Origin of the sequence: Streptomyces thermoalcalitolerans (assembly GCF_039525155.1) — a bacterium.
GTDB classification, from domain to species: domain Bacteria; phylum Actinomycetota; class Actinomycetes; order Streptomycetales; family Streptomycetaceae; genus Streptomyces; species Streptomyces thermovulgaris.
On sequence record NZ_BAAAHG010000061.1, the window covers coordinates 1 to 14,256 of the forward strand.

Here is a 14,256-nt window from a genome sequence, read left to right on the forward strand (position 1 = left end):
GGCCCGGCGCCCGCGTCCGCCGCCGTGCGTCCCCGGCCCCGCGGACCTCAGGCCCGCGGGGCCGGGGTCCCGGGCCTCAGTCCCACGACCCCTGGGCCGGGGGCAGCCGGCTCAGCTCCGCCAGGTCCCGCGGCGTCAGGCGCAGCGCCGCCGCGCCCGCGTTCTCCGTCACCCAGCGTTCCCGCTTGGTGCCCGGTATCGGGATCACATGAGGCCCCTGGGCCAGCACCCACGCCAGGGCCACCTGGGCGGGGGTGACGTGCTCGCCGTGGCGCTCGGCCGTGCGCCGCAGGCCGGCCACGATCGGCTGGTTGGCGGCCATCATCTCGGCGGTGAAACGGGGGTGACGGGCGCGGATGTCGTCCGGTTCGAAGCCCTCGCCGGGGACGAGCCTGCCGGTCAGGAAGCCGTTGCCGAGGGGCATTGCGGCCAGGAAGCCGATCCCGCGCGCCGTGCACCACGGCAGCAGCGACTCCAGGGCCTCCGGCGACCACACCGACAGCTCGGCCTGCACCGCGCTCACCGGGAAGACCTGCTGCACCCGCTCCAGCTGCCGGAGCGTTTCGTCGTACAGCCCGGCCCCGGGTCTGCGCCTGCCGCGCACCCCTATCGCGCACAGCCCCAGCGCCCGCACCTTCCCGGCGCGCACCAGCTCCGCCATCGCCCCCCAGGTCTCCTCGACCGGGACCTCGGGATCGGCGCGGTGCAGCTGGTAGAGGTCGATCACGTCCGTCTGCAGCCGCCGCAGCGAGGCGTCGCAGGCCCGCCTCACATAGTCGGGGCGCCCATTGGCCACGATGTGCTGCTCGCCCACCAGCAGGCCGACCTTCGTCGCGACGAAGGCGTCGGGCCGCCGCTCCTTCAGCACCCGCCCCACCAGCAGCTCGTTGGTGAACGGACCGTACATGTCGGCCGTGTCCAGGAGCGTCGAGCCCAGATCCAGCGCCCGGTGCACGGCCCTGAGCGATTCCGCCCCCCGCTGTTGCGACGCGCTGTACGCCCAGCTCATCGGCATGCACCCGAGTCCCACGGCCCCCACCGCGAGTGCCGCCGAGCCGATCGTCCTGCGCTCCACTTGGCCGTAACCCTCCCTTTCTCGGCGTCCCCAACCTAACCTCTGCCGTCCAGGACCCCCGGCATGGCCTCCTTGCCTGCTCCTCGCCTGGCATAGCCTCCTGACCATGAGTGCTGACGTATGGCTGCCCATTCCGCCGGACGAGATCGAGGATCTTCCGGAGGGGCTCGCCTACCGCTTCTGGGACGGTTCCGGGGAGTTCCCCGCGGACCCCGCCGACTGCGTTTTCTACGTCGTGCCGTACATGCGGCCCAATGACATCTGCACACGCCCGATGCCGCACATGAGCGGCTCCCTGCGGGTCGTCCAGACGCTGACCGCCGGCACCGACCACGTGGAGCCGGCCCTGCGGCGGCTGCCCCCGGGCGTGGTGCTGTGCAACGCGCGCGGGGTGCACGAGGCGAGCACGGCCGAACTCGCCCTGACGCTCATCCTGGCCTCGCTGCGCGGCATCCCCGGTTTCGTGCGGGCCCAGGACCGGGGCGAGTGGCAGGGAGGTTTCCGTCCCGCCCTCGCCGACAAGAGCGTGCTCATCGTCGGCTACGGCTCCATCGGCGCCGCCATCGAGGACCGGCTCGCACCCTTCGAGCTCGCGCGGGTGGCGCGCGTGGCGCGCTCCGGGCGCACCACGGCGCGCGGTCCGGTGCATCCGTTCACCGATCTGCCCTCCCTGCTTCCGGAAGCCGATGTCGTCGTCCTGTCCACGCCCTTGACGGAGTCCACACGCGGGCTGGTGGACGCCGGCTTCCTCGCCCGGATGAAGAACGGCGCACTGCTGGTGAATGTCGCGCGCGGGCCCGTCGTCGACACCAAAGCGCTGCTCACCGAGCTGGAGAGCGGCCGTCTCACCGCCGCCCTCGACGTCACCGACCCCGAGCCGCTGCCCCCGGAGCACCCTCTGTGGCACGCGCCGGGCGTGCTGATCACCCCTCATGTCGGCGGCCCCACGTCCGCCTTCCTGCCGCGCGCGAAGCGGCTTCTGAGGGATCAGTTGCGCCGTTTCGTGAACCGGGAGCCGCTCGCCAACGTGATCCTGACGACGGGCGCGGCAAGCTCATAATCCGTTTCGGGTACCGTCCGCGACGCATCAGAAACGTTGTGTGTTCACATCCTGGCCGATCGTCACGGAGAGTAGAGAACCTATGTCCCTGAGTGACGATCCTGGTGTATCGTCCCGACAGGGGCTGCGCCGCGCACCGTCGGCGCCGGGGACGGACACTTCAGACTGCGAGGGGGGCGACGGGCGATGCACGGCCTATGGACGAACCATCCGAAGCGGCGGGGCCGCCACCGAAGGCCCTGGCACACGGCCGCGCGCAGGCGCGGTCAGTACAGCAGCCATCATCATCACCATCGCAGGCCCGGAGGTCACCGGAGGCACACCCGCCGGGACTCCCGGGATCCGGCGGCGCGGACCAGGAGGCTCCAGTGAGTCCGCCACCACCCGCCCTGACCGTGCTGGGCAGCGCACTGCGGACGTCGTCGCCGGGGGCGCCGCTGTCCCGGCCGTCGGCCGCCAACCGTGCGGGGCAGACCCCGCGGCTTCTGCTGGCACTGGTGTGCGCGGGATACGCCATCGGCGCCGCATGCGGCTGGGGGTCGGACGAGGTCGCGCTGATCATGGGCGACTTCGGACTGAGCGCCGCGGCCGGCACGGCCGCCGTCTCCTGCGCCCTGTACGCGCGCAGCCGTCGCGCCCGTTTCCGGACCGCCTGGCTGCTGTTCGCCCTCTCCTCGGCGATGGCGGCCCTGGGCAACGCGGTCTGGGGGTGGTACGAGGTCGTCCTCGACCGGCCCGTGCCCAGCCCCAGTTACGCCGACCTGTTCTTCGTGTGCTTCGCGCCGCCCGCGATCGTCGGTCTGCTGGTGCTGGCCAAACGGCCGGTGACCAAGACCGGATGGGTGTGCCTGGCACTGGACGCCTGGCTGATCGGGGGCTCGCTGCTCACGCTGTCGTGGAGCCTCGCGCTGGCCCAGGCGGCCCAGCGCGACGGGACGGGCGTCGCGCACACCGCGCTCCTGCTGGCCTACCCGTTGCTGGACATCGTCCTGGTCAGCATGGTGCTCGCGCTGCACTTCCGGCGCTCCGCGGTCAACCGCACCGCCGTCAACACGGCGATCGGCGCGCTCGCCCTGACCGTGCTGTGCGACGCGCTGTTCACCTCGCCGCTGCTGAACCACAGTTACCGCTCCGGGCAGCTGCTCGACGCCGGCTGGTTCGCCGGCTCACTGCTCCTGGCGTACGCCCCCTGGGCCTCGCCCCGCTCCGGGCGCACGGTCGCCGAGCAGCACGAGACGCCCGGATCCGACGCCGAGCCCGGACACGACGCCGGACCTGGACACGACGCCGGACCCGGACCAGATGCCGGGCCCGGGCCCGGCGCCGAGCACGAGCACAGCGCCGCGCAGGGGCACGACGGCGCGCACGGGCACGACGGCGCGCACGGGCACGACGAGGCGGACCAGACGGACCGCGAGGACCGGACGGAGCGCGGGGAAGGGCACCCCGCGGACCCGTGCGGGACGGACGCGTGCGAGACGGACGCGTGCGAGACGGACCGGGACACCGCCGACGGCCGTGCGCGCGTGGCCGGCGCGCACGGCCGCACCGACAGGCACAGCCGCGTGACGCACGGGACGGAGCACGAGCGCGTGCCCGGCCCGCTCCCGGCCGCGCCCGCCGCCCACCGGCCGCCACTCCTGCCCGGCGGTGACCACGACCGGTATCCGACCAGCCGGCCCCTCGCCGCCCTCACCCCGTACCTCGCCGCCGCCGTGTGCACGCTGGGGGTCCTCTACAACGTGCTCAACGGCAACAGCGTCGACCACGTGATGCTGATCACCGCGGGCGCCGTCGTGCTGGCCCTCGTCGTGCGCCAGGGCATCGTGCTGCGGGACAACATCGCCCTCACCCAGGAACTGGCCCAGCAGGAGAACCACTTCCGCTCCCTGGTGCAGGGCTCCAGCGACGTCATCATGATCGCCGCGCCCAACGGCGTCCTGCGGTACGTCTCCCCGGCCGCCGCCGGAGTGTACGGGCGGCCCGCGGAGGAACTGGTCGGCACCGAACTGGCCAGTCTCATCCACCCGGAGGACCTGGGCTGCGTGGTGCACGAGGTGCGCCGCTTCCTGGTGGCGAGCCCCCTGCAGGAGCCCACCACGCGCATCGAGTGCCGCTTCCGGTCCGGCGACGGCGGCTGGCTCAACGTGGAGTCGACCATCAACCGCCACCACGGCGGCCTCATCTTCAACAGCCGGGACGTGACCGAGAGGGTGCGCCTGCAGGCGCAGCTCCAGCACAACGCCGAGCACGACCCGCTCACCGACCTGCCCAATCGCGCGCTGTTCACCAAGCGGGTGCAGCAGGCCCTGTCCGGCCGCCGCTCGACCGACCGCGGCACGGCCGTGCTCTTCATCGACCTCGACGGCTTCAAGGCCGTCAACGACACGATCGGGCACCAGGCCGGGGACGAGCTGCTCGTCCAGGCCGCCCGCAGACTCCAGGAGGCGGTCCGGCACGGCGACACCGCCGCCCGGCTCGGCGGCGACGAGTTCGCGGCCCTCATCGTCGGGGACGGCACCCGCGACCGCGAGGCCCGCGAGCGGCACATCCTGGAGCTCGCCGACCGTCTCCGGGTGACGCTGTCGCAGCCGTACCTCATCGACGGCACCGAGGCCCGTGTCGCCGCCTCCATCGGGGTGGCCTTCGCCGAACCGGGCCTGGGCGCGGGGGAGCTGCTGCGCAACGCCGACCTGGCGATGTACCGGGCCAAGGCGGCCGGCAAGGGCCGGGTCGAGCTGTACAAGCCGCAGATGCAGCAGGACGTCGTCCGCAGGGCGGAGCTGGCCGGTCGGCTCCGGTCCGCCCTGCACGACGGCGAGTTCACCCTGCTGCACCAGCCGGTGGTCCGTCTGGAGGACGGCCGGATCACCGCGGTCGCCGCCCAGGCGCGCTGGCGCTCCTCCCAGGGGGTGCTGTTCACGCCCGAGGAGTTCCTGCGGGGCGCCGAGGACGGCGACAAGACCGCCGAGCTGAGCCGCTGGATGCTGGAGAAGGCCGTCGAGCAGGCCGCCGAGCGCGCCGCGGCGGGACTCGCCGTCCCCGTGGTGGTCCGGTTGGACGCCCGCCGCCTGGTGGACCGCTCGCTGCCGCCCGGCTCCGTGGAGACCCTGCTGACCCGGCACGGGCTGTCGCCCGGGGCGCTGATGATCGAGCTGTCCGACATCGGCCCGCGGGCGCCGCTGGACGAGCTGGAGCGGTGCCTGGCCGCCCTCGGGCGGCTCGGTGTGCGCATCGCCCTGGACGGCTTCGGCGGCGGCCACGGGGCCGTCACGGCCCTGAGAAGACTCCCCGTCGACGTGCTCCGGCTCGACCGCGGTCTCGTCGACAACGTCGTCGAGTCCGCCCGGCTGTACAAGATCACAAGTGGGCTGCTGCGCATCGCCACCGATCTCGGACTGCAGTCGGTGGCCGACGGCGTGGACGTGCCCGAACAGGCCGTGGCTCTCCGTGCGATGGGCTGCACCCATGGGCAGGGCATGGCCTTCTCGGGGCCGCTGGACGAGTACCGGCTGCGCCGGGCGCTCACCCGCGGCCACTGTCCGGTGCCGCACGAACCGGCCGAACCGGCGTTCGCCGGGGGAGGGGCGGGGCGGTGCGCCGGCGGAGTGCCGGCCGTCCTCGGCGGCACGACCGTCCTGGGATCCAACACCACCATCCCGGGATCACATAATGAGACGCGCGTCCCACCCGCTTGACATCGGGTGCGTGCCGGGGGGAGGGTCAGTCCCATGCGCACCCGAATTCTCGTACTTGGACAGCGCGTCGGCTGAGCTGGGACCCAACGGACGACGATCCGAAAACACCCAGCAATCCTCGCCGGCGCGCTCCCCTCGCTTGCCTTGTGGCACGAGGGGTTTTTTGTTGCACGAGCACTGATCGCGCAACGTTACAACTCTCTCAAACCTCGCAAAAACCCTCAGCATCGAGAAGAGAATGCCGATGACCGAGCAGGCCACCGGGGCCCCTCACCCGCATCCGCGGCCCCGATCCGGAGGACACCAGTCCGCGCCCGAGCACGTCACGGGTGCGCAGTCCCTCATCCGCTCTCTCGAGGAGGTCGGCGCCGACACCGTATTCGGCATTCCCGGCGGTGCGATCCTTCCCGCCTACGACCCGCTGATGGACTCCAGCCGGGTGCGCCACATCCTGGTCCGGCACGAGCAGGGAGCCGGCCACGCGGCCACCGGCTACGCGCAGGCCACCGGCAAGGTCGGCGTCTGCATGGCCACCTCCGGCCCCGGTGCCACCAACCTGGTCACCCCGATCGCCGACGCCCACATGGACTCCGTCCCGCTGGTCGCGATCACCGGCCAGGTCGCGTCCTCGGCGATCGGCACGGACGCCTTCCAGGAGGCGGACATCGTCGGCATCACCATGCCGATCACCAAGCACAACTTCCTGGTCACCAAGGCCGAGGACATCCCCCGGGTGATCGCGCAGGCGTTCCACATCGCCTCCACCGGCCGCCCCGGCCCGGTCCTCGTCGACATCGCCAAGGACGCCCTCCAGGCGAAGACCACCTTCTCCTGGCCCCCGGTCATGGACCTGCCCGGCTACCGGCCCGTCACCAAGCCGCACGCCAAGCAGATCCGCGAGGCGGCCCGGCTCATCACCTCCGCGAGGCGGCCCGTGTTCTACGTCGGCGGCGGTGTCCTCAAGGCCCGTGCCACCGCCGAGCTGAAGGTCCTCGCGGAACTCACCGGAATGCCCGTCACCACCACCCTGATGGCACTCGGCGCATTCCCCGACAGCCACCCGCTGCACGTGGGAATGCCGGGCATGCACGGTTCGGTCACCGCCGTCACCGCGCTGCAGAAGGCCGACCTGATCGTCGCCCTCGGAGCCCGCTTCGACGACCGTGTCACCGGCAAGCTGGACAGCTTCGCCCCGAACGCCAAGATCGTCCACGCCGACATCGACCCGGCCGAGATCGGCAAGAACCGCGTCGCCGACGTGCCGATCGTCGGCGACGCCCGCGAGGTCATCGCCGACCTGATCCAGGCGGTGCAGAAGGAGCACGCCGAGGGCCGCCGGGGCGACTACACCGCCTGGTGGAACGACCTCAACCGCTGGCGCGAGACCTACCCGCTCGGCTACGACCTGCCCGAGGACGGCTCGCTGTCCCCGCAGCAGGTCATCGAGCGCATCGGACAGCTCGCCCCCGAGGGCACGATCTTCGCCGCCGGTGTCGGCCAGCACCAGATGTGGGCCGCGCACTTCATCCAGCACGACCGGCCCGCCGCCTGGCTGAACTCCGGTGGCGCCGGAACCATGGGCTACGCCGTCCCGGCCGCCATGGGCGCCAAGGTCGGCCGGCCCGACAGGACCGTCTGGGCGATCGACGGCGACGGCTGCTTCCAGATGACCAATCAGGAGCTCACCACCTGCACCCTGAACAACATCCCGATCAAGGTCGCCATCATCAACAACGGCGCCCTCGGGATGGTCCGCCAGTGGCAGACCCTGTTCTACAACCAGCGGTACTCCAACACGGTGCTGCACTCCGGCCCGGACGACATCAACCCGGAGGCCAGGGGCACCCGCGTCCCGGACTTCGTGAAGCTGTCGGAGGCCATGGGCTGCTACGCCCTGCGCTGCGAGTCCCCCGACGACCTCGACAAGGTCATCGAGGAGGCCAACTCCGTCAACGACCGCCCGGTCGTCGTCGACTTCGTCGTCCACGAGGACGCGATGGTGTGGCCGATGGTGGCCGCCGGCACCTCCAACGACGAGATCATGGCCGCCCGGGACGTCCGCCCCGACTTCGGTGACAGCGAAGACGACTGACAGAGAGCTGAGTGAGAACCATGTCCAAGCACACCCTCTCGGTCCTCGTCGAGAACACGCCCGGCATCCTCGCCCGGATCGCCGCGCTGTTCTCCCGCCGGGGGTTCAACATCGACTCTCTCGCGGTCGGCGTCACCGAGCACCCCGACATCTCCCGCATCACCATCGTGGTCAGCGTGGACGACCTTCCGCTGGAGCAGGTGACCAAGCAGCTCAACAAGCTCGTCAATGTGTACAAGATCGTCGAGCTGGAGCCCTCGCAGGCCGTGCAGCGTGAACTCGTCCTGGTGAAGGTGCGCGCCGACAACGAGACGCGCTCCCAGATCATCGAGATCGTCCAGCTCTTCCGCGCCAAGACCGTCGACGTCTGCCCGGAGGCCGTCACGATCGAGGCCACCGGGGCCAGTGACAAGCTGGCCGCCATGCTCAGGATGCTGGAGCCGTTCGGCATCAAGGAGCTGGTCCAGTCCGGCACGATCGCGATCGGGCGCGGTGCCCGTTCGATCACCGACCGGTCGCTGCGCGCCCTGGAGCGTTCGGCATAAAACCGGTGTGCGGGCGGCCGGGTGACACCGGCCGCCCGGATACCGAGACTCCGAGACTTCCCGTCCCCTCGCCGTCATACGGTGGGACGCACAACCTGTACACCAAGGAGAGAACCCAAAGTGGCCGAGCTGTTCTACGACGCCGACGCCGACCTGTCCATCATCCAGGGCCGCAAGGTCGCGGTCATCGGTTACGGCAGCCAGGGCCACGCCCACGCCCTGTCGCTGCGCGACTCCGGCGTCGACGTGCGCGTCGGTCTGCACGAGGGCTCCAAGTCCAGGGCCAAGGCCGAGGAGCAGGGCCTGCGCGTGGTCACCCCGGCCGAGGCCGCCGCCGAGGCCGACGTCATCATGATCCTGGTCCCGGACCCGATCCAGGCCCAGGTCTACGAGGAGTCCATCGCCCCGAACCTGAAGGACGGCGACGCCCTGTTCTTCGGCCACGGCTTCAACATCCGTTTCGGCTTCATCAAGCCCCCGGCCGGTGTGGACGTCTGCATGGTCGCCCCGAAGGGCCCGGGCCACCTGGTGCGCCGTCAGTACGAGGAGGGCCGCGGCGTTCCCTGTATCGCCGCCGTCGAGCAGGACGCCTCCGGCAACGCCTTCGCGCTGGCCCTGTCGTACGCCAAGGCCATCGGCGGCACCCGCGCCGGTGTCATCAAGACCACCTTCACCGAGGAGACCGAGACCGACCTCTTCGGCGAGCAGGCCGTCCTGTGCGGTGGCACCGCGGCGCTGGTGAAGGCCGGCTTCGAGACCCTGGTCGAGGCGGGCTACCAGCCGGAGATCGCCTACTTCGAGTGCCTGCACGAGCTGAAGCTGATCGTCGACCTCATGTACGAGGGCGGCCTGGAGAAGATGCGCTGGTCGATCTCCGAGACCGCCGAGTGGGGCGACTACGTCACGGGCCCGCGCATCATCACCGACGCCACCAAGGCCGAGATGAAGAAGGTCCTCGCCGAGATCCAGGACGGCTCCTTCGCCCGTAACTGGATGGACGAGTACCACGGTGGTCTGAAGAAGTACAACGAGTACAAGAAGCAGGACTCCGAGCACCTGCTGGAGACCACCGGCAAGGAGCTGCGCAAGCTCATGAGCTGGGTGAACGAGGAGGCGTAAGCCTCGTGGCCGAGGGGCCGGAGCGCTGTGCTCCGGCCCCTTGTGCCGGATCAGGGGTAACGTCGGAGTTGGTGGTGGATTCGCGGCGTTGTGCACCCTGTCCAACCACGGACGGGCGACATTTCCACAGCGGAGTCATCACAACGTGTGCAGCGCCATTACACTGCTGCACCAACGCGTCAGGCCCACAGCGTCGTGCGTCTTCCACGCGGCTAGCACCCCTCCTCCGCCTGCGGCCGCCAGGGCGGCCGTCCGCATGCTCCCCCATAGCTGCAAGAGCATGGGAGGTGCCCCAGATTTGTGAGGACTCACGTGAGCTCGAAACCTGTCGTACTCATCGCTGAAGAGCTGTCGCCCGCCACCGTCGACGCACTCGGTCCCGACTTCGAGATCCGGTACTGCAACGGCGCGGACCGGGCCGAGCTGCTGCCCGCCATCGCCGACGTGGACGCGATCCTGATCCGCTCGGCCACCAAGGTCGACGCCGAGGCCATCGCCGCGGCGAACAAGCTCAAGGTGGTCGCCCGGGCCGGAGTCGGCCTGGACAACGTCGACGTCCCCGCCGCCACCAAGGCCGGCGTGATGGTCGTCAACGCTCCGACCTCCAACATCGTGACCGCCGCCGAGCTGGCCTGCGGTCTGATCCTCTCCACCGCCCGCAACATCCCGCAGGCCAACGCCGCGCTGAAGAAGGGCGAGTGGAAGCGCAGCAAGTACACCGGCGTCGAACTCGCCGAGAAGACCCTCGGTGTCGTCGGCCTCGGCCGCATCGGCGCCCTGGTCGCCCAGCGCATGTCCGCCTTCGGTATGAAGATCGTCGCCTACGACCCGTATGTGCAGCCCGCGCGGGCCGCGCAGATGGGCGTCAGGATGCTGAGCCTGGACGAGCTGCTCCAGGTCTCCGACTTCATCACCGTCCACCTGCCCAAGACCCCCGAGACGATCGGCCTGATCGGCGAGGAGGCGCTGCGCAAGGTCAAGCCGAGCGTGCGCATCATCAACGCCGCGCGCGGCGGCATCGTCGACGAGGAGGCGCTGTACTCGGCGCTCAAGGAGGGCCGGATCGCGGGCGCCGGCCTGGACGTGTACGCCAAGGAGCCGTGCACGGACTCCCCGCTGTTCGAGTTCGACCAGGTGGTCTGCACCCCGCACCTCGGCGCGTCGACGGACGAGGCCCAGGAGAAGGCCGGCATCGCGGTCGCCAAGTCGGTGCGCCTCGCCCTCGCCGGTGAGCTGGTCCCGGACGCGGTGAACGTCCAGGGCGGTGTCATCGCCGAGGACGTCAAGCCGGGCCTGCCGCTCGCCGAGCGCCTCGGCCGGATCTTCACCGCGCTGGCCGGTGAGGTCGCGGTCCGGCTCGACGTCGAGGTGTACGGCGAGATCACCCAGCACGATGTCAAGGTGCTGGAGCTCTCCGCGCTCAAGGGCGTCTTCGAGGACGTCGTCGAGGAGACGGTGTCCTATGTCAACGCGCCGCTGTTCGCCCAGGAGCGGGGCGTCGAGGTACGCCTGACCACCAGCTCGGAGTCGGCCGACCACCGCAATGTCGTCACCGTGCGCGGCACCCTCGCCAACGGCGAGGAGGTCGCGGTCTCCGGCACCCTGAGCGGCCCCAAGTACGTCCAGAAGATCGTCGCGGTCGGCGACTACGACGTGGACCTCGCGCTCGCCGACCACATGATCGTCCTGCGCTACGAGGACCGTCCGGGTGTCGTCGGCACCGTGGGCCGCATCCTCGGCGAGGCGGGCATCAACATCGCCGGTATGCAGGTCGCCCGTGCCGCGGCCGGCGGGGAGGCGCTCGCCGTGCTGACGGTGGACGACACGGTGTCCGCCGCGGTGCTGAACGAACTCGCCGCGGAGATCGGGGCGACCTCGGCCCGGTCGGTGAACCTGGTCTGACCCGATCCGAGACGACGGGCCGGGGCTGTGGTCCCGGCCCGCCCCAATGCCTCAAGAGGCCCTGAAGGCCTCAAGGGCCCCAAGGGCTCCGTCCCCGGACGCCGGACGGGCCGAGCGTGCTCGGCTTGTCCGGCGTTTCGCATGTCCGCTCCCGGGTCCCGGCCCGCCGCAGCGCGAGGGCCGCCGACCCGACGCCGCAGCCGGGCTTTGACGACGTGGACCTGGCCGTCCCGCGGGGCAACGCCGTCCCCTGGCGGGACGCGGCGGGGCCGGTCCGGTCCCGCCCCGACGCGGTGCACCCGGACTCCGTGAACCGCCCTCAAGGGGACGTGGGTTCCTCAACGTGGGTTCCTCAAGAGGACATGAGCCGTCGTCCCTTCAGCACCATGTGCAGCAGCAGCCGGTCCTCCCCGTCGTCCAGGTCCAGGCCGGTGAGCTGCTCGATCCGGGACAGGCGGTAGTACAGGGTCTGGCGGTGGATGCCCAGGGCGGCGGCCGCGCGGCCGGCCTGGCCCGCGCAGTCGAGGTAGACCTCGGCGGTATGGGCGAGTTCCCGGTGCGCGGGGGCGAGCAGCGGACCTGCGGCGGGATCGTGCACCGCGTGCGCGGGCAGCGCGGTCAGCAGGCGGAAGGGGCCGATCGAGGTCCACGGGGCGACCGGCCCCAGCCGGGGCTCGGCCAGCGCCGCCCGTGCCGACGCCGCTGCCTCGGTCCAGGCCTCGCCCAGGTCTGCGAGGCCGGTGCGGGGAGTTGCGATCCCGGCGGCCGCGGCGGCCTCGCCCCGGTGTTCCGGGCCGCTCTCACGGGCCCGCTCCAGGAGCCGGGAGGCCGCCGTCGTCGCCGGGGTCAGGACGTCGGACGCACGCAGCCGGAGCAGCAGCGCCAGGGCCAGGACCGTTTCCCCCGCTGCCGTGCGGGAGGGGGAGGCACCCCCGTCCCACGGCAGGGTGCACAGGGCCCGCGCACCCGGCACCGTACGGACCGAGGGGATGGCCTCGGGCTCGGCGGAGGGCCACGGGGCGACGCAGACCATCGTGTGCGGGCCGTCGGCACGGCCGCCGAGGACGGTACGGAGTGCGGCGACGGCCATGTCGCGCTGCCACTCGTGCTCCGCGGTGAGCACCGCCCGCAGCTCACGGGCGAGATCGGCGCCGTGTCGCGCCTCGTCGGCGAGCAGCGTCCCGATCCGGGCCGTCACCCGCATGGCCGCATTCAGCTGCTCCTGCGAGGGACCCGGTGCGTAGTCCAGCAGCCAGACATAGCCGAGGACGGCTCCCCGATGGCGTACCGGCAGGCAGATGCGGCCCCGGTGCACGCCCGCCTCCGGGGTGCGCGGAATGCGGACCGGGCCGGTGGCACGGGTGATGCCGAAGCTCTCGAACCAGGCCCGGACGGCGGGTGTCGAACGGCGGGTGAGGATCGAGCGGGTGCGCACCGGATCCAGGGCGGACGGATCGAGGTCGTCCTCGCTGTCGTACGCACCGAAGGCGATCAGCTCGAAGTCACGGCTCTCCAGGGTCGCCGGGGCGCCGAGCAGCTCCGAGATCTCGTCCACCAGCTCCTGGTAGTCACCTCTGAAATCCGACGTCACACGGGCATTCTCCCGCAGAATTTCCAGACCTTCGTACATCTGTCTGAGATCTGGGCCACGGATGCGTGACAGCTGTCGATGGTCCGCGACCGGGGGGATCCTTATCTTCACGGTGGTTCTCCGTGCCGCAACCCGCAGGAGTCGGGCAACGGCCGTTCAGCAGCTTGTGGAGGTGCCCCGTGCTGGGTCCCGTGATTCTCGCCGCGTCGCGCAGCGACCGGATGCGACGTCTGATCTCGGCGGCCCCGGTGACCAAGCAGGTCGTCGACCGTTTCATCCCCGGTGAGACCGTGGACGACGTCGTCCCGATCATCGAGGACCTGACCGGCAAGGGTCTGGAACTGACCATGGACGTGGTCGGCGAGGACATCACCACCCCCGAGCAGGCCGCCGCCGCCCGGGACGCGTACCTGGAGCTCATCGACCGGCTCAAGGACCTCCGGCTCGGCCCGAGGGTCGAGATGTCCGTGAAGCTGTCGATGTTCGGCCAGGCGCTGGAGAACGGGCACGAGCTGGCCCTCGCCAACGTCCGCCCGGTCGTCGAGGCCGCCGCCGCCATCGACACGACGGTCACGCTGGACGCCGAGGACCACACCACTCTCGACTCGATGTTCGCCGTCCACGAGGAGCTGCGGAAGGACTTCCCGCAGACCGGCTGCGTCATCCAGGCGTACCTCTTCCGCACCGAGGCCGACGCCCGCCGCCTCGCCGCGAACGGCAGCCGGGTGCGCCTGGTGAAGGGCGCCTACAAGGAGCCCGCCACGGTCGCCCACCAGGACAAGCACGAGATCGACAAGGCGTACGTCCGCATCCTGCGCATCCTGATGGAGGGTGCCGGGTACCCGATGATCGGCTCCCACGACCCGCGGATCATCAGCATCGCCCAGGAACTCGCCCGCAGGGCCCGGCGCAAGCCGGACGAGTACGAGTTCCAGATGCTGTACGGCATCCGCAGCGACGAACACCTGCGGCTGGCCGCCGAGGGCCACCGCATGCGCGTCTACACCGCCTACGGCACCGACTGGTACGGCTACTTCATGCGCCGTTTGGCGGAGAAGCCGTCGAATCTGCGCTTCTTCCTGAGGAGCATGGTCAGCCGTGGCTGAGGCGGCGTGACCGTGCCGCGACCCCCTGCCGGGGGTCCGGGGGACGTCCCCCGGGAAGGCACAGGATG

General features: G+C 71.0%; 9 protein-coding genes. 7 read left to right on the plus strand and 2 right to left on the minus strand.

The features are described from left to right. Window positions 1–76 precede the first annotated feature (76 nt). On the minus strand, window positions 77–1,075 hold the full coding sequence (locus ABD224_RS25275; protein ID WP_344053824.1) for an aldo/keto reductase: 999 nt from the start codon (window positions 1,073–1,075) through the stop codon (window positions 77–79). A 106-nt stretch (window positions 1,076–1,181) separates the two neighbouring features. Here ABD224_RS25275 and ABD224_RS25280 point away from each other — a divergent pair, with 106 nt between their 5' ends. The 6 genes from ABD224_RS25280 (at window position 1,182) to serA (ending at window position 11,491) form a co-directional block, all read left to right on the plus strand. Then, window positions 1,182–2,135, plus strand: a complete 954-nt coding sequence (locus tag ABD224_RS25280; protein ID WP_344053826.1) for a 2-hydroxyacid dehydrogenase — start codon at window positions 1,182–1,184, stop codon at window positions 2,133–2,135. A 368-nt stretch (window positions 2,136–2,503) separates the two neighbouring features. Then, entirely contained in the window at window positions 2,504–5,833 is a 3,330-nt protein-coding gene (locus ABD224_RS25285) for an EAL domain-containing protein (RefSeq protein WP_344053828.1), read from the plus strand. Window positions 5,834–6,077: 244 nt separating this feature from the next. After that, entirely contained in the window at window positions 6,078–7,925 is a 1,848-nt protein-coding gene (locus ABD224_RS25290) for an acetolactate synthase large subunit (protein WP_344053830.1), read from the plus strand. 20 nt (window positions 7,926–7,945) lie between these two features. Then, window positions 7,946–8,470: an acetolactate synthase small subunit gene (gene ilvN, locus ABD224_RS25295; RefSeq protein WP_344053832.1), complete on the plus strand. Its 525-nt coding sequence runs from the start codon at window positions 7,946–7,948 to the stop codon at window positions 8,468–8,470. Window positions 8,471–8,590: 120 nt separating this feature from the next. Then, window positions 8,591–9,589, plus strand: a complete 999-nt coding sequence (gene ilvC, locus ABD224_RS25300; RefSeq protein ID WP_344053834.1) for a ketol-acid reductoisomerase — start codon at window positions 8,591–8,593, stop codon at window positions 9,587–9,589. 312 nt (window positions 9,590–9,901) lie between these two features. Then, window positions 9,902–11,491, plus strand: coding sequence for a phosphoglycerate dehydrogenase (gene serA, locus ABD224_RS25305; protein WP_344053836.1), 1,590 nt, complete (start codon window positions 9,902–9,904; stop codon window positions 11,489–11,491). A gap of 352 nt (window positions 11,492–11,843) precedes the next feature. Here serA and ABD224_RS25310 read toward each other — a convergent pair whose 3' ends face one another. Then, window positions 11,844–13,121 carry a PucR family transcriptional regulator gene (locus tag ABD224_RS25310; protein WP_344053838.1) on the minus strand — a complete coding sequence of 426 codons (1,278 nt, stop codon included), beginning with the start codon at window positions 13,119–13,121 and terminating at the stop codon, window positions 11,844–11,846. 140 nt (window positions 13,122–13,261) lie between these two features. Between ABD224_RS25310 and ABD224_RS25315 the strand changes: the two genes are divergently transcribed. After that, entirely contained in the window at window positions 13,262–14,188 is a 927-nt protein-coding gene (locus ABD224_RS25315; protein WP_344053840.1) for a proline dehydrogenase family protein, read from the plus strand. Window positions 14,189–14,256: the final 68 nt, after the last annotated feature.